19 protein-coding genes are annotated in these 19,725 nt (G+C 65.9%); 8 read left to right on the top strand and 11 right to left on the bottom strand.

The features are described 5' to 3' along the window. Window positions 1-55: 55 nt before the first annotated feature. Entirely contained in the window at window positions 56-3,157 is a 3,102-nt protein-coding gene (locus VCJ71_RS07255) for a TonB-dependent receptor (RefSeq protein WP_324640093.1), read from the bottom strand. 449 nt (window positions 3,158-3,606) lie between these two features. Here VCJ71_RS07255 and VCJ71_RS07250 point away from each other — a divergent pair, with 449 nt between their 5' ends. Beyond that, on the top strand, window positions 3,607-4,779 hold the full coding sequence (locus VCJ71_RS07250) for an acetyl-CoA C-acetyltransferase (RefSeq protein WP_324640092.1): 1,173 nt from the start codon (window positions 3,607-3,609) through the stop codon (window positions 4,777-4,779). 98 nt (window positions 4,780-4,877) lie between these two features. Beyond that, window positions 4,878-5,663 (top strand): SDR family NAD(P)-dependent oxidoreductase, encoded by a 786-nt coding sequence (locus tag VCJ71_RS07245; protein ID WP_324640090.1) that lies wholly within the window; start codon window positions 4,878-4,880, stop codon window positions 5,661-5,663. 78 nt (window positions 5,664-5,741) lie between these two features. On the opposite strand, the gene VCJ71_RS07240 is transcribed toward VCJ71_RS07245, so the two are convergent. Then, complete coding sequence (locus VCJ71_RS07240; protein WP_324640089.1) at window positions 5,742-6,341, bottom strand: SDR family oxidoreductase; 600 nt, start codon at window positions 6,339-6,341, stop codon at window positions 5,742-5,744. A 165-nt stretch (window positions 6,342-6,506) separates the two neighbouring features. On the opposite strand from VCJ71_RS07240, the gene VCJ71_RS07235 reads away from it, so the two are divergent. Genes VCJ71_RS07235 through VCJ71_RS07225 form a run of 3 tightly spaced genes read left to right on the top strand, consistent with a single transcriptional unit; the run spans window position 6,507 to window position 8,502 of the window. Further along, window positions 6,507-7,376 (top strand): crotonase/enoyl-CoA hydratase family protein, encoded by an 870-nt coding sequence (locus tag VCJ71_RS07235; protein WP_324640087.1) that lies wholly within the window; start codon window positions 6,507-6,509, stop codon window positions 7,374-7,376. A 60-nt stretch (window positions 7,377-7,436) separates the two neighbouring features. Beyond that, window positions 7,437-8,060: a TetR family transcriptional regulator gene (locus VCJ71_RS07230; protein WP_324640086.1), complete on the top strand. Its 624-nt coding sequence runs from the start codon at window positions 7,437-7,439 to the stop codon at window positions 8,058-8,060. A 4-nt stretch (window positions 8,061-8,064) separates the two neighbouring features. Next, a complete protein-coding gene (locus tag VCJ71_RS07225) occupies window positions 8,065-8,502 on the top strand; it encodes a MarR family winged helix-turn-helix transcriptional regulator (protein WP_324640084.1) in 438 nt (145 codons plus the stop codon). A gap of 57 nt (window positions 8,503-8,559) precedes the next feature. On the opposite strand, the gene VCJ71_RS07220 is transcribed toward VCJ71_RS07225, so the two are convergent. The 7 genes from VCJ71_RS07220 to VCJ71_RS07190 all read right to left on the bottom strand — a co-directional run bounded on the left by VCJ71_RS07220 (window position 8,560) and on the right by VCJ71_RS07190 (window position 15,860). Then, complete coding sequence (locus VCJ71_RS07220) at window positions 8,560-9,582, bottom strand: type II secretion system F family protein (RefSeq protein WP_324640083.1); 1,023 nt, start codon at window positions 9,580-9,582, stop codon at window positions 8,560-8,562. 16 nt (window positions 9,583-9,598) lie between these two features. Beyond that, the gene (locus tag VCJ71_RS07215) at window positions 9,599-10,570 is read right to left on the bottom strand and encodes a type II secretion system F family protein (protein WP_324640081.1); all 972 of its coding nucleotides are present in this window, start codon (window positions 10,568-10,570) and stop codon (window positions 9,599-9,601) included. A 76-nt stretch (window positions 10,571-10,646) separates the two neighbouring features. Further along, entirely contained in the window at window positions 10,647-11,951 is a 1,305-nt protein-coding gene (locus VCJ71_RS07210; protein ID WP_324640079.1) for a pilus assembly protein CpaE, read from the bottom strand. 3 nt (window positions 11,952-11,954) lie between these two features. Beyond that, window positions 11,955-12,605 (bottom strand): CpaD family pilus assembly protein, encoded by a 651-nt coding sequence (locus tag VCJ71_RS07205; RefSeq protein ID WP_324640077.1) that lies wholly within the window; start codon window positions 12,603-12,605, stop codon window positions 11,955-11,957. 14 nt (window positions 12,606-12,619) lie between these two features. Further along, window positions 12,620-14,221: a type II and III secretion system protein family protein gene (locus VCJ71_RS07200; RefSeq protein ID WP_324640075.1), complete on the bottom strand. Its 1,602-nt coding sequence runs from the start codon at window positions 14,219-14,221 to the stop codon at window positions 12,620-12,622. An 8-nt stretch (window positions 14,222-14,229) separates the two neighbouring features. Continuing rightward, window positions 14,230-15,297 (bottom strand): Flp pilus assembly protein CpaB, encoded by a 1,068-nt coding sequence (gene cpaB / locus VCJ71_RS07195; protein ID WP_324640073.1) that lies wholly within the window; start codon window positions 15,295-15,297, stop codon window positions 14,230-14,232. Between the two features lie 74 nt (window positions 15,298-15,371). After that, the gene (locus VCJ71_RS07190; protein WP_324640071.1) at window positions 15,372-15,860 is read right to left on the bottom strand and encodes an A24 family peptidase; all 489 of its coding nucleotides are present in this window, start codon (window positions 15,858-15,860) and stop codon (window positions 15,372-15,374) included. Between the two features lie 29 nt (window positions 15,861-15,889). Between VCJ71_RS07190 and VCJ71_RS07185 the strand changes: the two genes are divergently transcribed. From VCJ71_RS07185 to VCJ71_RS07175, 3 genes are read left to right on the top strand one after another with little or no spacing between them, the layout of a single operon-like run. Beyond that, the gene (locus tag VCJ71_RS07185) at window positions 15,890-16,909 is read left to right on the top strand and encodes an alpha/beta hydrolase (RefSeq protein WP_324640899.1); all 1,020 of its coding nucleotides are present in this window, start codon (window positions 15,890-15,892) and stop codon (window positions 16,907-16,909) included. Continuing rightward, on the top strand, window positions 16,906-18,027 hold the full coding sequence (locus tag VCJ71_RS07180) for an NAD(P)/FAD-dependent oxidoreductase (protein WP_324640069.1): 1,122 nt from the start codon (window positions 16,906-16,908) through the stop codon (window positions 18,025-18,027). Before VCJ71_RS07185 ends, VCJ71_RS07180 begins: the two co-directional genes overlap by 4 nt. Window positions 18,028-18,085: 58 nt before the next feature. Continuing rightward, a complete protein-coding gene (locus VCJ71_RS07175; RefSeq protein WP_324640067.1) occupies window positions 18,086-18,262 on the top strand; it encodes a YegP family protein in 177 nt (58 codons plus the stop codon). Between the two features lie 45 nt (window positions 18,263-18,307). Here VCJ71_RS07175 and rnhA read toward each other — a convergent pair whose 3' ends face one another. Further along, complete coding sequence (rnhA, locus tag VCJ71_RS07170) at window positions 18,308-18,757, bottom strand: ribonuclease HI (RefSeq protein ID WP_324640065.1); 450 nt, start codon at window positions 18,755-18,757, stop codon at window positions 18,308-18,310. Continuing rightward, the gene (thrB, locus tag VCJ71_RS07165; RefSeq protein ID WP_324640064.1) at window positions 18,754-19,719 is read right to left on the bottom strand and encodes a homoserine kinase; all 966 of its coding nucleotides are present in this window, start codon (window positions 19,717-19,719) and stop codon (window positions 18,754-18,756) included. The genes rnhA and thrB overlap by 4 nt, the downstream gene beginning before the upstream one ends. Window positions 19,720-19,725: the final 6 nt, after the last annotated feature.

Raw genomic sequence — 19,725 nt, 5'->3', positions numbered from 1 at the left:
AGGGGCGGTCCGAAGACCGCCCCTCCCTGTTTCGATTCGTGTTCCGATCTTGCGATTAGAACAGGATGTCGATGCCGAAGCGGACACTGCGCGGAGCCTGGTAGCCCGTCACGATGTCGTAGTTCGGGTTGTAAAACACCGACGTCGGTTCGCCAGCTGCGTTCGCGGTAGCAATATCCGTCTCGCCGAATTCGTTACGCTGGGTAACGTTCTGGAAGTTGAAGATATTGAACACGTCTGCAGTGAAGCTGATCTGACGATCCTGGCCCGCATCGATGTTGTAGCGGAACGACATGTCTACGTTGTAGATCCAGTCGGTTTCGCTGCCTTCGCCGCGCGGAGCGGGCTGCAGACCGCAATAGTGCGAAGCCGCACCATAGAGGTTGCCGAAGACATCGGTGGGGTGGAAGCCGAAGCAGCTAAGCGGACGCGGCGAGTCGACCGAGATGTTCGTACCGACGACAAACTCTTCGATCGGTGCATAGGCACCGAAGAGCTTGAAGCGGTGCGTACGATCGTTCGGCAGACGGCCTTCGGCGAAGTCGGTGAAGCCCGGCTGGTCGAAGTCCTGCGTAATGCCGGCATCGTCCTGACCGAAGTCCGACTGCACGTAGCCTTCCGAGTTACCGTAGCTGCGCGACCAGGTGTAGCTGCCCTGGACACTCCAGCGGCCGTCCCACGGACGTTCGAACGTGAATTCGACCGCGTCGTAGGTACGCTTTGCTGCCGGCAACGGAATGTCTTCCGCCGGGATGGTGAGAACCACGCCGTCCAGCGGAACGCTGGTCACGTCGTCGTCACCCAGCAGGGCCACCGTGAGGTCGCCGCCGATGTTGTAGGTCACGTACTGGTGGAAGCCGGTCCAGACCGTTTCACAACCGGTGATGCCGTTGGCCTGACAGTAATCGATCACAGCCGCGTCGATCGCTGCGTCTTCCGCGGTGCGGTCGAGGTTGCGATGGATGTAGGCGAGACCCAGGCTGAAGCCGCCGAAGTCATGCTCGTAACCGAGGATGTATTCGGACTGCTTGGTGGCCTTGAGGTCGGCTGCGAAGAAGGCGTCGCTCGGCGGAACCGAACCGTCGCCCGTGACCGAGCAGTTCACGCCGTTGCCCTGAGGCGTCAGAGCGAACGGACAGGTGTTCTGGTAGCTCGGGTTGTCGGTGACCTGGCTGGTGATGACCGGAGTACCATCGCTGCGGACGCTGCTGTAGTTGTAGCGTTCGCGCAGGAAGAACTCGGCACCGGCACCGCGGAAGGCGGTGTTCGACGCGACGGGCAGGAAGTACTGACCGAAGAAGCCGAAGAGGCGGCCGTTATCGCCGACATCGTAGGTGAAACCGACGCGCGGAGCGTAGTTTTCTTCGAGGTCGAGGAAGTCCGTACCGTCAGCCTTGTCGAGCGTGAAGTCGTCACGACGCAGGCCCAGGTTCAGGGTCAGGCGATCGGTGACGTTCCATTCGTCCTGGATGTAGAACGCACGGTTGGTCGATTCGAAAGCACCGCCCGAGTTGAAGTAGTTCAGCTCGACGATACCGCCTGCACGATAGACGTAGGCGAAACCGGCACCGCCGGCACCAGCGTCATAGGCTTCCTGCGTGATGCGACCGTTGCCGAGCAGGTAATCACCACCCGTACGGACCGTACCACGACGCAGCGTGTTGATTTCGGTGTCGAAACCGGCACGGATGTGGTGCGAACCGAGAAGGTCGAAGTACAGGTCGACGTCGGCGCGGTAGAATTCACGCCGGGTCTCGTACGGAGTCGACAGCGAAGCAGCGCGCTGGCCGTTCAGCAGACCGCCGTTGCCGACACCGTTGATCGGACCGCCGGAGACGTTGACGCTGTACGGCAGGGCCGCAGCGGCACCGCTCGACACGTTGTCGAAGCGATCTTCCATCACACCGTAGGCAGCCGAAACGGTCAGCCAATCGGTGAACGTACCGGTGTACTTGCCGACGTAGCTGATGCCACCGAAGTTGAAGATACCGGTCGTTTCATAGTCGCCGATGTTGAAGCCGTTGTCCCCGGCACCTTCGGTGTACGGAGCGGTCGACTGGACCGTTTCGCGACGCGTGTCGAAGATGGTGAATTCGAAGTGCTGGCTGTCGATCGGATACGCATCGACCTTGGCACCCCAGAACGGGTTGTCCTGGATGTTCTGGGTCGACAGGCCGCTGATGCGGTTCACGGTGTTCGACTTGGTTTCGCGGAATTCCACGAGGCCATAGACAAACAGGCGATCTTCGATGATCGGGCCACCGGCTTCGATGACGGCCGAGTAGCTGGAAGCTTCGTCGGCGTCGCGGTTGGTAAGATCGACGCACGAGATCGGGCCGGTGACAACCGGAGTGCCGGAGATGGAGCCCGGATCGTCGAACGAGCAGGTCTGCAGTTCATCACCGTCGGTGCGGCCGAACTTCGGCGCCCAGTCGAGGTGGACACCGCCGAAGAAGTCGTTCGAACCCGACTTGGTCACGGCGTTGACGATACCGCCGGTCGCACGACCGAATTCGGCCGGGTAACCACCGGTCTTCGCTTCCACCGAACGGTAGAAGTCGAACGGCACGCGGGCCGAACCGAGGTAGTTGTCGAAGTTCGTCGTGTTGAGGCCGTTCACGTAATAGGCGTTCTCAGCGACCGACGAACCGCCGATGGAGGCGAGGTTGCCGAATGCGCTGTCGCCCTGCGTGGTGCCCGGTGCGAGCAGCACGACCGAAGTCAGGTCGCGCGGCAGCGGAACGCGCTTGGTCAGCTCTTCCACGTCGATGTTGAGGCCCTGGGTGGTGCCTTCGAAGTCGCGGACGATGGTGGTACCGATAACGGTGATGACGTTGGCCGAAGACACCGAGATGTCCACGCCGACAGCCTGCGAAGCCAGCACGTTCACGCCGGTGGCGGTGAAGTCTTCGAAGCCGCCGCCGTTGACGACGATGTCGTACGAGCCGGTCGGCAGGGCGTTGAGGCGGAAGTTGCCGTTCGAACCGGTCGTCGTCGAGCGGGTCTGGCCCGTGGAGGTCGACGTTGCGGTAACGGTTGCGCCGCTGACGGGCACACCGCTTTCATCGGTTACCTGGCCGGTGATGGCACCGGAGGTGTAGTCCTGCGCTGCGGCCGGAGCGATGGCTCCGGTCGAAGCGGCAACACCAGCACCCACCAGTGCGAGAGCCTTCAGCGCCGAGCTCGACGCCAGCAGACCCTTGCGGAAAGTGGTATTCTGCATGTTTGCTAGTCCCCTAAGACGGCCACCCGGCAGCATGCAGGGCGGCAGTTTTACCATCCAAATATCGAAACCCGCCGGAACGGGAGCGTTGGATGCATCGCTGACTAGCGCAGCCCTGCCTTCACGCAAAAGGATTCGGGGCGGTTTTCCGCCATCGGTTCATGACTGTGACATTCCGGTTACAGGTGGAACGGTCTCGCAGTCGCACAACGTTTCGATCTTCGCCGTTGCCTCGCCCATGCCTTCGTATGCACAGGTGGCGGAAGTGGCGGCACAGGTTGCCCGCGCACGCGTATGGATGCGGGGACTTGACCGTTTGCCCCCTGCTTCACTAGGCGCTGCGGGAAGCGTATTTAATCGATCGATTAGGAAGGCGGTTTTCCATGGCGACGGCATATATCGTGGAGGCGGTGCGCACCGCCGGCGGCAAACGCGGGGGCAGGCTGGCGGGGGTCCACCCGGTCGACCTTGCGGCAAAGTCGCTCGATGCCATCGTGGAGCGCAGCGGGATCGACCCGAATGCCGTCGACGACGTGGTCATGGGCTGCGTCAGCCAGGGCGGGGAGCAGGCCATGCAGGTCGGGCGCAACGCCGTGCTGGCGGCGAAGAACCTGCCGCAGTCCACCCCGGCGGTGACCATCGACCGGCAGTGCGGTTCCAGCCAGCAGGCGATCCAGTTCGCCGCGCAGGCGGTGATGAGCGGCACGCAGGACGTCGTCATCGCCAGCGGGGTGGAAAGCATGAGCCGGGTGCCGATGGGCTCGACCGCCATGCTCCACATGAAAGAGGGCCTCGGCCACTACAAGTCGCCCGGGCTGGAGGAGAAATATCCCGGCATCCAGTGGTCCCAGTTCATGGGCGCGGAGATGATCGTCAAGAAGCACGGCTTCACCAAGGACCAGCTCGACAGCTTCGCGCTCGGCAGCCACGCGAAGGCGGCGAAGGCCACCGAAGCGGGCGCGTTCGCGGACGAGATCGTCGCGGTCGAGGTGGAGACGCCCGAAGGCACGCAGCTGCACACCGTGGACGAGGGCATCCGCTTCGATGCGACGCTGGAGGGCATCGCATCGGTCAAGCTGCTGACCCCCGAAGGAACGATCACCGCGGCCACCAGCAGCCAGATCTGCGACGGGTCGAGCGCGGTGCTGGTGGTCAGCGAGCGGGCGCTGAAGGACCACGGGCTCACCCCGATGGCGCGCATCCACAACCTGACCGTCACCGCCGGCGATCCGGTCATCATGCTGGAAGAACCGCTGTTCGCCACCGACCGCGCGCTGGAGCGGGCGGGCATGAAAATCGGCGATATCGACCTTTACGAAGTCAACGAGGCGTTCGCCCCGGTGCCGCTCGCGTGGCTGAAGCACACGGGCGCGGACCCGGACCGCTTGAATGTGAACGGCGGCGCGATCGCCCTCGGCCACCCGCTGGGTGCCAGCGGGACGAAGCTGATGGCGACGCTGCTCCATGCGCTGAAGCGCGGCGGCAAGAAATACGGCCTGCAGACGATGTGCGAAGGCGGCGGCGTCGCCAACGTCACCATCGTTGAATCGCTGTGAGCGAATTCACGGTTTTTGGCGTCGAGGCGCTGTAAGCCCATTCACGAATAGCGGCGTCGAGGCGCTGTAATCCGACGAGTTCAAGAGAGGATATTTTCATGGAAGTCAGCAGCAACACTCCCGCCGTCGTCACCGGCGGCGCATCGGGCCTCGGTGCCGCGACCGCGCGCGCGCTTGCGGCCAAGGGCGCGAAGGTCGCCATTTTCGACATGAACGAGGAGAAGGGCGAGGCGATGGCCGCCGAACTCGGCGGCGTCTTCTGCAAGGTCAACGTGACGAGCGAGGAAGAGGTCGACGCCGGCTTCGCCAAGGCGCGAGAGGCCCACGGGCAGGAGCGTATCCTCGTCAATTGCGCGGGCATCGGCAACGCCATCAAGACCGCCAGCCGCGACAAGCAGACGGGCGAGATCAAGCATTATCCGCTGCAGGCCTTCGAGTTCGTGATCCAGGTCAACCTGATCGGCACGTTCCGCTGCATCGCCAAGTCGGCGGCCGGCATGCTCACCCTCGACCCGCTGAGCGATGACGGCGACCGCGGCGCGATCGTCAACACCGCGTCCGTCGCGGCGGAAGACGGGCAGATGGGCCAGGCAGCCTATTCCGCATCCAAGGGCGGCGTGGTCGGCATGACCCTGCCCATCGCGCGCGACCTGATGAAAGAAGGCATCCGCGTGAACACGATCCTGCCGGGCATCTTCAACACCCCGCTGATGAACGCCGCCCCGCCGCAGGTGAAGGACGCGCTGGCCGCCAGCGTCCCGTTCCCCAAGCGTCTCGGCAATCCGGACGAATACGCCAGGCTCGCCATGTGCATGATCGAGACCGGCTATTTCAACGGCGAGGACGTCCGCCTCGACGGCGCGATCCGCATGGCCCCGCGCTGATACTGCAATTGCCGCAAAACGAAGCGCCGCCGTTCCGCGCCCGGAACGGCGGCGCTTTTCATTGCGGAGACGGCTGGGTCAGTACACCGTTTCCATCAGCTTGACCGCGCCGGCCCAGTCGTCCTGTTCGGCCGCATCGGCGAGCACTTGCGCCACATCGCCGCGAGCCGCCTTGCCGCCGGGATCGACATTGTCGCCCAGCTTCACCGACCCGGTCGGCCCGTCGTCGGTCAGCGAAACGGGGCGCAGGATCGCATATTCCAGCCCGCTGTTCTTCAGGTGCTCGTCGGCCGCGTGCTTGGCTTCGAGGTAATGCGCCAGGTCGCTGTCGGGATCGGGATCGCCCGCGCCGACGGAGCTGAGCATGACGAAGCGGCTTACGTCGTTTTCCTGCGCAATGTCGATCAGCCGGATTGCCCCGTCGCGGTCGACCTTGTCGGTCATTTCGGCGCTGGTATCGCCGCCCGAACCGGCAGCGAAGATCACGACGTCGCAGCCCTCGGTCACGTCGTCCGAAAGGTCCGTCAGGTCGCCCTGCCGCAGCGCGACATCGTCCGGCAGCACGCTGGTGTCGGACGATGGGCGGACGAGGGCGACGGTGTGGTGGCCACGGTTCTGCAGTTCCTGCACGAGGCGCGCGCCGGTGTTGCCGGTCGAGCCGGCGACGAGAATGTTCATGAAAAATCTCCTGGTTTGCCCCGCATCAACCGGCGCAGCATCGCGCAGTTCCGCATCGGATTCCGTCGGCCTGCGCGGCCCGAGGGAAAATGGATGGCTTTCGCTTGCCACAGGCGTGTTGCGCGTGCTCCATTCGGCCGAACCAGTTTGAGGAGGAGCGCCGTAATGGCCTGGACGCAGATTGAAGTCGACGTGGCCGATGGCATCGCGACCATCACGCTCAATCGCCCGGAAAAGATGAACGCCTACACGCCGGTGATGATGCGGGAAATCATCGCCGCGATGGACGATATGGATGCGGACGACGCGGTGCGGGCGGTGATCTTCACCGGCAGCGGCGACCGCGCGTTCTGCGCCGGGGCCGACCTGACGCCGGAAGACGGCAGCGGGCCGTTCAGTTCCGACCGCCCCGATGCCGACCTGTCGGACGAGATCGTGCGCGACGGCGGCGGGCGGCTGACCTTGCGCCTGTTCAATTCCACCAAGCCGCTGATCGCCGCCTGCAACGGCGTGGCGGTGGGCGTGGGCGCGACGATGCAGCTGGCGATGGATATCCGCCTCGCCGCCGACAGCGCGCGTTATGGCTTCGTGTTCGCGCGGCGGGGCATCGTGCCCGAAGCATGCTCCAGCTGGTTCCTGCCTAAGATCGTCGGCATCCAGCAGGCGCTCGAATGGACTTACACCGGCCGTATCTTCGATGCGGCGGAGGCGAAGGAGGGCGGTCTCGTCCGCTCCGTCCACCCGCAGGGGGACCTGATGGATGCGGCGCAGGCCCTTGCGAGGGAAATCGCCGACAACACTTCTGCCGTCACCATCGCCATGACCCGCGCGATGATGTGGCGCCTGTCCGCCGCCGACCATCCGATGATGGCCCACCGGGTCGACAGCCGGGCGATCTATCGCATGTCGAAAGCCCCCGACGCGGCCGAAGGTGTGCGCAGTTTCCTGGAAAAGCGGGCCCCGGACTTCCCCGGCAGGCCATCGGGCGATATGCCGGACTTTTACCCGTGGTGGGACGAACCCGGGTACGAATGAGAACATTGCGCCGCCGGGGAGGGTGGCCGGGGATATGAGCCTGAAGGGGAGCGTTGGACAATGAACGCAAAGGCCATCGACAATCCGCCCGACGGCGCGCGGGAAAAGCTGCTGGAAACGGCATCCGCGATCATGCGCGAAGGCGATGCGGTGGATATCTCGCTGTCCGAACTCTCGCTCCGCTCCGGCCTCAATTCCGCGCTGGTGAAGTATTATTTCGGCAACAAGGCCGGGTTGCTGAAGGCGCTGCTGGACCGGGACATGGAAAGCATCGTCCAGTCGGTGCAGGCGCTGATGCACAAGGACATGGAACCGGAAGCCAAGCTGCGGCGGCACATCTCCGCCATGGTCGATACCTATTACGCCACGCCCTATCTCAACCGCCTGCTGATGCGGCTGGTGCGCGACAGCGACGACGAGGAAGCCCAGCGCATCGCCGACAGCTATCTCACCCCGCTCAACGAAGCCTACCAGCAGCTGATCGCCGAAGGGGTGGAGCGCGGCGTGTTCCGCGACGTGGACCCGCAGCTGTTCTATTTCACCGCCACCGGCGCGTGCGACCGGTTCTTTTCGGCACGGCTGGTACTGCGCCATTGCTACGGCCAGGACACGCTGACCGAAGGGTTGCGCGATGCCTATCGCGAACACGTGATCGAATTCCTGACCTCCGGCCTGAAGCGCTGATCCGATGAGCGAGACGACACGGCTGGCGCGCTTCGTGCCGTACCTGCTTTCCATCACCTCCAACGCAGTGAGCGAGCGGATCGCGCGCGAGTATCACAGCCGGTTCGGGCTGAAGATCGCGGAATGGCGGATCATGGCGGTGCTGGGCGACACGGGCGAGGCGACGCAGCGGGAACTGACCGAGCTGACGGTGATGGACAAGGTCGCAGTCAACCGGGCGGTGAAGGCGCTGGCAGAACGCGGGCTGGTCGACCGTGCGCCGAACCGCAGCGACGGCCGTTCCCACATGCTGGAACTGACCGCCACGGGCCGCGAACTGCACGACGAGATCCTGCCGCTGGCACTCGGCCTGGAAGAGCGGATGCTGGACGGGCTGGACGGTCCCGAACGCGAGGCGCTGGTTTCGGCGCTGGCCAAGATAAGAGAGGCGGCAACCGGATAGCCGGCGCCGCCTCGTCTCGTTTACTGCCTCCTGAAGAGGCCCTGTTTCGCCCGGTCGCTAGACGCTGCCGCCGTTCGCCGGGCCGTTGGATGCGAAGGCATCGGAGATGTCGCAGGCTGCCGGGCCGAGAATGACGATGAACAGCGTCGGCAGGATGAACAGGATCAGCGGCACGGTCATGATCGCCGGCAGGCGGGCGGCCTTTTCTTCCGCGCGCATCATGCGCTCGTTGCGGAATTCGGCCGACAACACGCGCAGCGCCGAAGCGAGCGGAGTACCGTAGCGTTCGGTCTGGATCATGGTCGTCACCACGCCCTTCACCGAATCGAGATCGACGCGGTAGGCGAGGTTTTCGAACGCCTGGCGCCGCTCGGTCAGGAACGACAGCTCGATCGCGGTGAGGGCAAACTCATCACCCAGTTCCGGATAGGCGCGGCCCAGTTCCTTGGCGACGCGGTTGAAGGCGGCGTCCACGGTCAGGCCGGCCTCGGCGCAGATGACCAGGAGGTCGAGCGCATCGGGCAGGCCCTTGCGGATTTCCGCGGTCCGCTTCGTCACCATGTTCGTCACGAAGACGTCGGGCGCCTTGTAGCCGATCAGCAGGGCGACGGCGAACGCGGCGACGCGCTTGGTCGTGCCCCAGTCGGGGAACATGTCGGACCAGAACACCACCATGATGGCGATGAAGCCCAGCACGATCGGTGCGACCATGCGGGCGCCGATGACCACCGGGGCCCAGTCCTTGTCGCGGATGCCGGCCTGCGCCAGGCGCTGCTGCACCTGCTTGAGCTGGCTTTCCTGGAGGACGTTGATGCCTTCCAGCGATTCGCGGACCTTGTCGCGGGTCTCGTTCTTCTTGACCAGGCTCTGGCGCTTGCGGGCGCTGCCGGTGACGATGCCCGCCTTCAGCTCTTCGCGCCGGGCGTTGAGCGACTTCACGCGCTTGGCCATCGGGTCCTTGATCGTGACCGCGGCATAGACCGCCATCATCACGGCAAGGGCGGCTACGCCGGCGAGGATGGAGCCGACGAAAATCACGTCGACGCCCATCAGGGTCGGGCCGGAGGATGTCTGCAACATTGTTATCGTCCCCCGCTCAGATCTCGAAGCTGACCATCTTGGCCATGATGAACACGCCGATGCTCATCCATACCAGGCCGCCGAGGCCGGTGATGATCAGGCGTTCCTCGACGAAGAAGCCGCCGATGTAGTCCGGGTTGATCCACCAGATCATCGCGAACACGATGAACGGCAGGGCGCCCACGATATAGGCGGAGGCCTTCGATTCCGAGCTCATCGCCTTGATCTTCAGCTTCATCTGGCCGCGCTTGCGGAGCACGTCGGCGAGGTTGGAAAGCGTTTCGGCAAGATTGCCGCCCGTTTCCCGCTGGATCGCCAGAGTGATGCAGAAGAAGCTGAATTCCGGCGTGTTGAGCTTGTCGGCGGTTTCCTGCAGCGCCTCTTCCATCGTGCGGCCGATCTTGATGCGTTCGACCACGCTCTTGAATTCGATGCCGACAGGGCCGGGGATTTCCTGCGCGACCACGGCCAGCGTTTCCGTGACCGGGAGGCCCGAACGCAGGCCGCGAACCAGTAGCTCGATTGCGTCGGGGAATTTCGCCGTGAAGGCGTTCGAACGCTTCTTGATGAAGTGGCCGACCGCCAGGTGCGGGATGCCCGCACCGAACACGATGCCGAGCGCCAGGCCGAGCATCAGGCTGCCCGATTTCATGTAGATGATCAGCATGACGGCGAGCGCGATGCCGATCGAGGCATACATGTACTGCGTCAGCGTCCAGCCCTTGCCCGTCCGGTCCAGCCGCAGTTCCAGCGCCTGCACGCGCGAGCCGGAGCCGGCGAGCTTGTGCGCCTTGGGCTTGCGTGCCGCGATCGCCTTTTTCAGCTGCGATTCGACCTTGGTTTCCGCGTCCTGCGAGTGGCGGAAGCGCACGGCCTGCAGGCGGCGCTGGCTTTCCTTGGCGGCAGAGGGCGCGGCGATGAAGGCATATCCCAGCACCATAAGCGCCATGATGCCTGCCGCGATCAGTGCCAGCGTGAAGATATCCATGGTCTATTCGCCTCTTGCGTTCGGATGGGCGGGATGGCGGGGAGGGCCGGGCGCACGCGGCACCCGGCCCGCCACCTCATTCCGCAGCTTCGGTTTCGGCTTCGGACTTGGCGCCCTTGGCCTTCTTGGGCGTGAGGAACGACTTGATGTCGAACTTGCCGAGCAGCGACTTGTCGCCCGCTGCCGCCAGTTCCTCCACGCCGTCCTCGTCGCCTGCCCCGACGATCGCCTTGGCGATGTCGCGCACGACCGAGCCGGACTTGGCCGAGCGGTTGGCGTCGGCAAAGGTCTGGCCGAGCTTGGCGGCGTTGGTCGCAGCCTTCACGTCGTAAGGGATCGTGAAGTTGATCTTGCGCTCGATCGACGCTTCGAAATCGGCCTTGCTGATTTCGCCGGCACCGCCCTGCACCTTGTTTGCGACCACCAGCGGGGTGGCGTGCGGGGCATTGGTGTTCAGCCACGACAGGATGCGGATCGCATCGCGCGCACTGGCCAGCGTCATTTCGGTCGCCACCACCACCACGTTCACTTCGTGCAGCAGGTGCGGGAAATTGATCAGCATGTTGCGCGGCATGTCGACCACGGTCATCTCGAAGGCCTGCTTGAACTCCTCCTGTAGCTGGGCGAAGGCCGCACCGTCGGTCATCAGCGGCGCATTGATCGGCGCTTCTGCGGACAGGATGGCGAGATTGTCGTTGGCGCGGATCATGGCGCGTTCGATGAACAGGCCGTCGATACGGCTGGGGTTGTCGATCGCGTCGGTCAGGCCCCGGCCCGGCTCCAGGTCCAGCGTCAGCGCGCCGGTACCGAAGTGCACGTCGAGATCGAGCAGCGCCGTGGGCGATGCGTGATCGGTGCTGAACAGCCAGGCGAGCGAGGTCGCCAGCATCGAGGACCCGACGCCGCCGCGCGTGCCGACCACTGCGGTCGATACGTGCTTCTTGGCGACCGATCCGTCACCGCCCTTGGGCGCGGCGAACACGGCCTGCGCCTGGCTGAGCGAATCGCGCAGCTGGCCCGCCGACAGCGGCTTCAGCAGGTAATCGTGGATGCCGCTCGACAGCAGGTCGCGGTACAGGCGAACGTCGTTCACCTGGCCGACCGCGATCACCACCGTGCCGGGTTCGCAGACCTCGGCCAGGGCGTTGATATCGTTCAGCGGGTCGCCGCATTCTGACAGGTCGACCATCAGGATGGCAGGGCTCGCGGCGATCGAGAGCGACTGCACCGCGTTGCGCAGGCCGCCCTTGTTGCACTTTTCGGGCTGCCAGCCCATTTCGACCACGACGGGCCGCAGCACGTCGAGCGAGGTTTCGTCGCAGATGAATGCGGAGAACGGATCGCGATTGCCGCCTGCGCCGGGTTTCCAGGGTGCGTTCATGGCTCAGTTCCCCCCTTCGCTGAGGCTTTCGCCCTGCAGGCCGCCGGCGCCGGTCGGTTCGGCGTCGCGATAGCTCTGGATGGCGCGATTGGATGTGGCGACCACGGTTTCGCCGGTTCCCTTTTCACCTTCGATCAGGTGCTGCGGATTGGCGACCATGGCGGCCAGGTTCGAATTGACGGCGCAGCCGTATCCGGGGCTGGTCCCGTTGGTCCAATTGAAGCCGTCTTTCGACGACCAGTCCGGACAGCCGGGGACATATGCCCGTGCGCGGCTGACGACGACGCGGGTCGTGCCCGGATCGACGTAACCGGGGGTCACCGGGGCTCCTTGCGAAATCAGCACACCGTGGCGGCCGGCGATCTGGGCCACGGCCTCGCGGGTGGCGCCGCTCGACAGCGGATCGTCCACATAGACGCTGTCGCCATAGCCGAGCTCGAGCGTTTCGAACCACGAATTGAGGCGGGCCTGTTCGGCCACCGTCAGCCCGCCCGCGCCGCTGGCAAGGTCGAGCGAGTAGTTCGAGCGTTCCACGACCGGCTGCTTGGTTGAATAGAGCGAGCGGTTCTGCGGCTGGCCGCTGCAGGCGCCCAGCGCGAGGCCGAGCGAGACGGCGATGGCCACGAAGCCGGTTTTCTTGTTGAAGTTGGACATGGTGGTCACCTTTCTCAGTCGTTCAGGCTGAAGCCGGGGGTGGGCAGGGCGGCGGTGCGCGCGGGCGCGGTGTTGCCCTGCTGGGCGGCACCGACTTGCGGCGCCTGCTCCACGATGGCTTCGGTCGGGCCGGGGCGGCGTGCACCGCTTTGGCCGTCCTGGTTCTGGTTCAGCAGCAGCTGCTGGGCTACGTTCGGCGAACGGAAGCCGTCGGTCGGCAGGATGATGTCGCGGTCGTTGACCGGGTTCACCAGGTACGGCGTCACCACGATCACCAGCTCGGTTTCGCCGCGCCGGAATTCGGTGCTGCGGAACAGGTTGCCGAGGATCGGCAGGTCGCCGAGGCCCGGAGCTTTCTCGATCGAGCTCTGCGAGCTGTTGCTCATCAGGCCGGCGATCATGAAGCTCTGGCCGGAGCCGAGTTCCACGGTCGTCTCGGCGCGCCGGATGGTCAGCGCCGGGACCTGGAAGCCGTTGAGCGTCACCGCCCCCTGGCTCGACAGTTCCGACACTTCCGGCCGCACGCGGATCGAGATCCGGCCGTTGGCGAGGACGTAGGGCGTGTAGGACAGGCTGACGCCGAACTTGCGATATTCGATCGACGTGCTGCCGAGGCCCTGGCTGATCGGGATCGGGAATTCGCCACCGGCCAGGAAGCTGGCGGTTTCGCCCGAAAGCGCGGTCAGGTTGGGCTGCGACAGCGTGGTCACCAAGCCCTGGCGTTCGGCAAGGTCGAGCGCGCCGGCAAGGTCGAGGCCGAGGAATTCGCCGACCCCGGCAATGGTCGTGCCGAGCGAGGCGGGGGGGATGTTCGTCCCGTCGACCTCGATGAACTTACCGGGGTTGTTGGGATCGGGAATCTGCGTCTTGATGCTGCTGCCCACGCCCGTGGCCGAACCCGGCCGGAAGGTGGTCGGGCCGCGTCCCTGTCCGATGCCGAACTGGAAACCATCGGTCCCGTCGATGCTGGCCAAGTTGGCGCCCAGCGTGCGGACCAGCGAGCGGCTGACCTCGGCAAAGCGGACCTGTAGGTTCACCTGCAGCGGCGTCGCCATGCGCAGGCGGCTGACGACATTGGCGTCCTCGCCCACGAAGGCTTCGACCAGCCGTTCGGCTTCGGCCGCATCTTCCGGCGAAGCGATGGTGCCGGTCAGCAGCACGGTGTTGGTGCCCATAGTGGCGACCGAGATGCGGGCATCCGGCATGGCCAGCGCCAGCATCTGGTCGACGCTGTCGATGTTCGATCCGACGCGCACGTTGGCGGACCAGATGACATCGCCGGCGGCGTTGCTGGCATAGACCGTGGTGGTCCCGCCCGACTTGCCGAAAACGTACAGCTGGCGCTGCGACTTCACCTGGACATCGGCAATCGCCTCGTTGGCGACGAAGATGTCGGTCATCGCGCCGGGCACGGTGATCAGTTCGCCGCGGCCCACCGACAGGACGATGTCCGAAGCGGGGCGGATGACCGACTGGGCCCGGGCCGGCGCCGTCGGCGCGAGGGCCAGCGGAGCGAGCGCGCAGGTGGCGGTCAGCATGGTTGCAAACAGGCGTTTCATGGTCTTGCCCCTCGAAGTCGTGCCCGTGCGGGCGGCGAATGTGGTTGTCGTGTTCATGGCCACCCTCAATCCACCGGTACTGCGGTGGTGCTCTTGCCGCGGGTCACCCGGACCACGGGGCCGCGCGGAACGGCGACGGTGGTGGTGGTGCTCTCGGCCGCGCGAGGCGGACGGACTTCTGCACGCGGCCTGTAGCTGCTCTGCTGCGACAGGCGGGCGCGTTCGGCTTCCATCCGCAGGCGTTCACGCTCGCTGGTCTGCGACGGGACGCTGGAGCGCTGGAAGCGCGACACGTCGCCGCCGGTCGAGAAGGTGGCGCGGCCATCCAGCGGGCGGCTCATCGCGGCGCGCAGGATTTCCTCTTCCTCTTCGGGCGTGGCGCCTTCCGGCAGGGTCACGTCACCGCTGGCGATGGCGCGTTCCAGTTCCGACTGGCTGTCGGCGATCGAGCGCAGCGACAGGCTGAGCGTACCGATCGTCTGGGCGACGAAGATCTTCTCGGCGATCGTCGGGGTCACTTCCAGCGTCACCGTGCGGAACGCGGTGACCACGGTCTTGCCTTCGACGATCTCCTGCTCGGTCGACTGGTCGGTGGCGAGCACGCGGACGTTGCGCAGGATGGTTTCGGTCGCCTGCAGCGGCGGGCCCTCTGCGCCCTTGACCGTCTGCGTCAGCATCAGGTCGACACGGTCGCCCGGGAACACGAAGCCGGCAACGCCGGTCTTGGCCGAAACGGGGACGGTGACGGCGCGCATGCCCGGGCCGAGTGCAGCGGCCAGGAAGCCGCGGTCGCCCGGCGCGACGAGCGCACCTTGCGTCACCGGCTCACCGGCCGTGATCGGGTGGCGGACCACGGTGCCGAGCAGCTTGCTCATGTCGGCCTCGCCGTCGATGAAATAGGCATCGCGGACCATTTCCTGCGGCCACAGCTGGAAGCCGACCGAATCCGCACTGATGATAGTGCCGACGGGGAGGGCGCGCTGCGCCACCAGGACCTTCGGACCCTGCGGCTCGACCGGACCGGCCTCCGCCTGGGGTGCGCTGGCACCGGCAATCAGACTACGGGCCGCAAAAGCGGTGCCGATGGCAATCACCAGCGCCCCAACGAGCAAAATAAGCTTCTTCCTGTCCATGGCGCGTTATGCCCCCTCGATTGGCCAAGCGTTACGAATGGTGCGCTTATCGGCCGGATTGGTTAAAATCAGGTTCACCCCGCGATGCCGCCCTGCATCTGGGGAATGTAATGGGAGCCGAGCACCCAGAGCCCGGCAGACGAGATTGCGACCCCGTAAGGAATGGCCAGCCGCTCTCGCTGGCGGCGCATGATGTGCCACATGCCCATCAGCAGCGTCAGGACGCCGCCGATCAGGGCCATGAACACGATCAGGCGCAGGAACATGGTCGGCTCCACCCACAGGGCGAGCGCGGTCAGCAGCTTCACGTCGCCGCCGCCCATCCACTTCATCGCGAACAGCGCGGCGAAGACGGCGAAGGCGGCGATGGCGACGCCGAATTGCAGCGCGACGCCGGGCCACAGAGACAGGCCCGTCGCCCACCAGAACAGCGGAGCGGAAACGGCGATGGAGCCGGTCAGCCAGTTGGCGATCCGGCGCTCCTTGATGTCGGTAAATGCAGCGATGACGAGCGCGATTGCCAATGCGGCAAGCAGCACGTACTGCACGTCAAATCCTGGCATGATGCCCCCCTGGCGGTCCCACGGAAGGCATCGTTACGGGGAAGGGCTTACCAAAAAGTAACCACGCCGAGGAGGTTGGAATTAGCCAAACCAGCAACACCGATGCCGCGGAGCGCACTGCGGGCCGCGTAATTCCCGCAATTGCGCGGGAAAGCGTCTGGAAAGCAGCCGACGGCCACGCGATCCGGCGGATCGATTTCGCAGCCAGAAATCCGCGCGGTTCGCTGCTGTTCTGTCCCGGGCGCGGCGATTTCTACGAGAAATACCTCGAAACGCTGGAGCATTGGGCGGCGCGGGGCTGGCACGTCACCGCGATCGACTGGCGCGGGCAGGCGCTGTCCGGGCGGCTGGGCGGCGACGAGGTCACCGGCCATGTCGACGACTTCGGCACCTGGATCGCGGACCTGAAGGGCTTCTGGCACAGCTGGGTTGCGGAAACGCCCGGCCCGTATGTCCTGTGCGGCCATTCGATGGGCGGCCACCTTGCCCTGCGCGCCGTGGTGGACGGTGCCGCAGCGCCCGACGCGCTGGTTCTGTCCGCGCCCATGCTCGGCTTCACCGGTCCGCCGCTGCCGCTTCCCGTCGCCCACGGCTTTGCGAAGCTGATGATCGCCATCGGCGATCCGAAGCGGCCGGCGTGGAAGTGGAGCGAGAAGCCGGGCGAGATACCTGCAGGGCGCGAAAAGCTGCTGACCCACGACGACGATCGCTATGCCGACGAGCAGTGGTGGCGGACCGAGCGCCCCGGCCTCGTCATGGGGCCCGGCAGTTGGGGCTGGGTCGAACGCGCCTATGCCTCGGTACGCGGCCTCGACCGCCCCGGCGTGCTGGAGGCGGTGCGCGTGCCGACCGTCGCGATCTCCACCTCGCACGACAAGCTCGTCAGCCACGCTGCGGTGGAGCGCGCCATCGAGCGGATGCCGAATGCCACGCTGGTCCGCTTCGGCACGGAAGCCCGGCACGAGATCCTGCGCGAAGTGGACGGCGTGCGCGACCGCGCGCTGGGCGAGATCGACGCCTTCCTCGACGAGACGCTGCCGAAACAGTGAGCCTGCGTTTCGACATCGCCATCGTCGGTGCAGGCATGGCGGGGGCCAGCCTCGCCGCCGAATGCGCGCGTGCGGCCTGCACGAATGGGGCCAAGCTCTCCATCGCGCTGCTCGAGGCGGAGGATGCGCCCGGCTACCACGCGACGGGGCGCAGCGCGGCTTTCTGGGAGGAATGCTACGGCGGGCCGGAGATCGTGCCGCTCACGCTCGCCTCAGGATCCTACCTGCGCGAAGGCGGCTTCCTCGGCCGCCGCGGCGCGCTCTATCTTGCGCGCGAAGGGGACGAGGGTGCGCTCGACCGCTTCGAGGGGCGGTTCGCGGACACCGGCGCAACCTTCTCCCGCATCGACCGGGCAGCGCTCGAAAGCCGCGTCCCCGGCCTCAGGGCCGAATGGGACCGCGCCATCGACCAGCCCGACTGCGCCGATATCGATGTCGGCGGGCTCCACGCGCATTACCTTGGCCTGGCGCGTAAGGGCGGGGTGACGCTGCTGACCCGGTCGCGGGTCGTCGCGGCGAACAGGAGCGCCGACGGCTGGACGCTCGACCTCGCCGGCGGCGACACGCTGTCCGCAGGGACGCTCGTGAACGCTGCGGGCGCCTGGGCCGATATGCTGGCGCAAATCGCCGGTGCGCGCCCGCTCGGCATCGCGCCGCTGCGCCGCACGGTCGTGCAGCTGCAGACCGATCCCGCGCCGCCCGCCGACATGCCGCTGTGCCTCGACATCAATGGCGGCTTCTACTTCAAGCCGGAGAATGGCCGCTTGTGGCTGAGCCCGCATGACGAGACGCCGTCCGCCCCCTGCGACGCAGCACCGGAGGAAATGGACGTCGCGCTCGCCATCGACCGGCTGGAGGCGGTGACGACGTGGAAACCGCTGCGGGTGGAGCGCAAATGGGCCGGCCTGCGCAGCTTCGCGCCGGATCGCCTGCCAGTCTACGGCTTCGACCCGCAAGTTGGCGGTTTCTTCTGGTTCGCCGGGCAGGGCGGATATGGCATCCAGACCGCGCCGGCCGCCGCGCGGCTCGGCGCGCAGCTCCTGCTCGGGAGGCCGCGCGATACGATGACGGAAAGGCTGGACGCGGACCTCTACGCACCGTCGCGCTTCGCGCCCTAGCCAACTTCATATCATTTGATAGGGTGTCACCGGATCAACAACCAAGGGAGACCCACGGATGGCGCATCATTTCAAGATCAAGAAGAACAAGGCCGGCGAGTTCGTGGCCTACTTCATGTACAATTCCGAGGCGATCTTCTGGACCGAGGGTTACGCGTCCAAGACCGGCGCGAAGAATGCCATCGAGTCGATCAAGAAGAACGGTCCGGGCGCCGACACGATGGACGACAGCTAACGGGCTGATTGAATTTTCGGGGGTGGGGGTGCGAGAGTTGCGGCCCTACCGCCGCCCGGCGCGGGCGATCTCGTCTGCGGCGTCGCTTGCCAGCCGGTCCACCCGCTCGTTCTCCGGGTGGCCGGAATGGCCCTTCACCCAGTTCCACGCGATGTCGTGCCGTTCGGCCAGCTCGATCAGTTCGTGCCACAGGTCGGCGTTGCGCACCGGTTTCTTGCTGGCGTTGACCCAGCCGCGCTTCTGCCAGCCGCCGATCCACTTGGTCATCCCGTCGATCAGGTACTTGCTGTCGGTATAAAGAGCCACGGCGCACGGTTCGGTCAGCGCGCGCAGCCCCTCGATCGCGGCGGTCATCTCCATGCGGTTGTTGGTCGTCTCCGCTTCCGCACCCGCCAGTTCCTTTTCGTGGCGGCCAAGGCGCAGCAGTGCGCCCCAGCCGCCGGGGCCGGGATTGCCCTTGCACGCGCCGTCGGTGAACAATTCGACCTGCTTCACTGCGAAACTCCGAATGCCGCCGTGCCGAGCCGTTCGTAGGCCTGCCCGCGGCGGACGAAATCCATCGGGTCCTTGCGCGGGGCGAGGACCGATCCGTCATGCGCCAGCCAGTCCTGCGCACGGGTGGCGACGAAGCGCAGGCAGGCCTGCCGCGCAAGGGCGGGCAGGGCGAGCCGTTCGGGGCCGGAGATGGGCCGCGCCGCTTCGTACCCCTGCACCAGCGCCGCCCCGATCGCGGGCCGGAATTCGCCTTCCGGGTCGAACGCCCACGCGGCGTGGGTGGTGGCAAGGTCGAGCGCTAGATGATCGGTGCAGGCGAAGTAGAAATCGATCAGGCCGCCGACCTTGGTCCCGCGCATCAGCACATTGTCGGGGAACAGGTCGGCGTGGATCGTGCCGCGCGGCAGCTCCGCGAAAGACTGCGTGGCGACGAAAGCCCGCTCGCCGGCAACGAATCCGGGCAGGGCGGGATCGATCTGCCCGAGCGCGTCCTCGCCCATCGCATCGAACATCGCGGCCACCTGCTCCGGGCCGAGCGAATTGGCGCGCTCCCCGGCAAAGCCTTCCGCGCCGGAATGGATGCCCGCCAGCGCCGCGCCGACGCTGCGGGCCTGCGCTTCGTCCGGATCGTCGATGGAGAGGCCGGGCAGGAATTCGATCAAGGCCGCCGGTCGACCGGCGAGCTCGGAGATCGATTCGCCTGCCGCATCGTGGATCGTGCGCGGCACCGGGCAGCCGCGGGCCGACAGGTGGTCCATCAGGCCGAGGAAATAGGGCAGGTCCGCCGCGTCCGTGCGGTGTTCATAGCGGGTTAGGATGAAGCGCGCGGATGTCGTCTCCACCAGCCAGTTGCTGTTGGAAACGCCTTCCGCGATGCCCTTCACCGATTGCGGCTCGCCGACGTCGTAGCGGGCGAGGAAGGCCGCGATCTCTCCCGCCGAAAGCTGGGTGTAGACCGCCATCGCGGC

Source organism: Pseudoblastomonas aquimaris (assembly GCF_035481675.1).
GTDB lineage: Bacteria > Pseudomonadota > Alphaproteobacteria > Sphingomonadales > Sphingomonadaceae > Alteriqipengyuania_B.
Note: the sequence above shows the minus strand (reverse complement) of the source record. Positions and strands in the feature narration are given on the sequence as shown.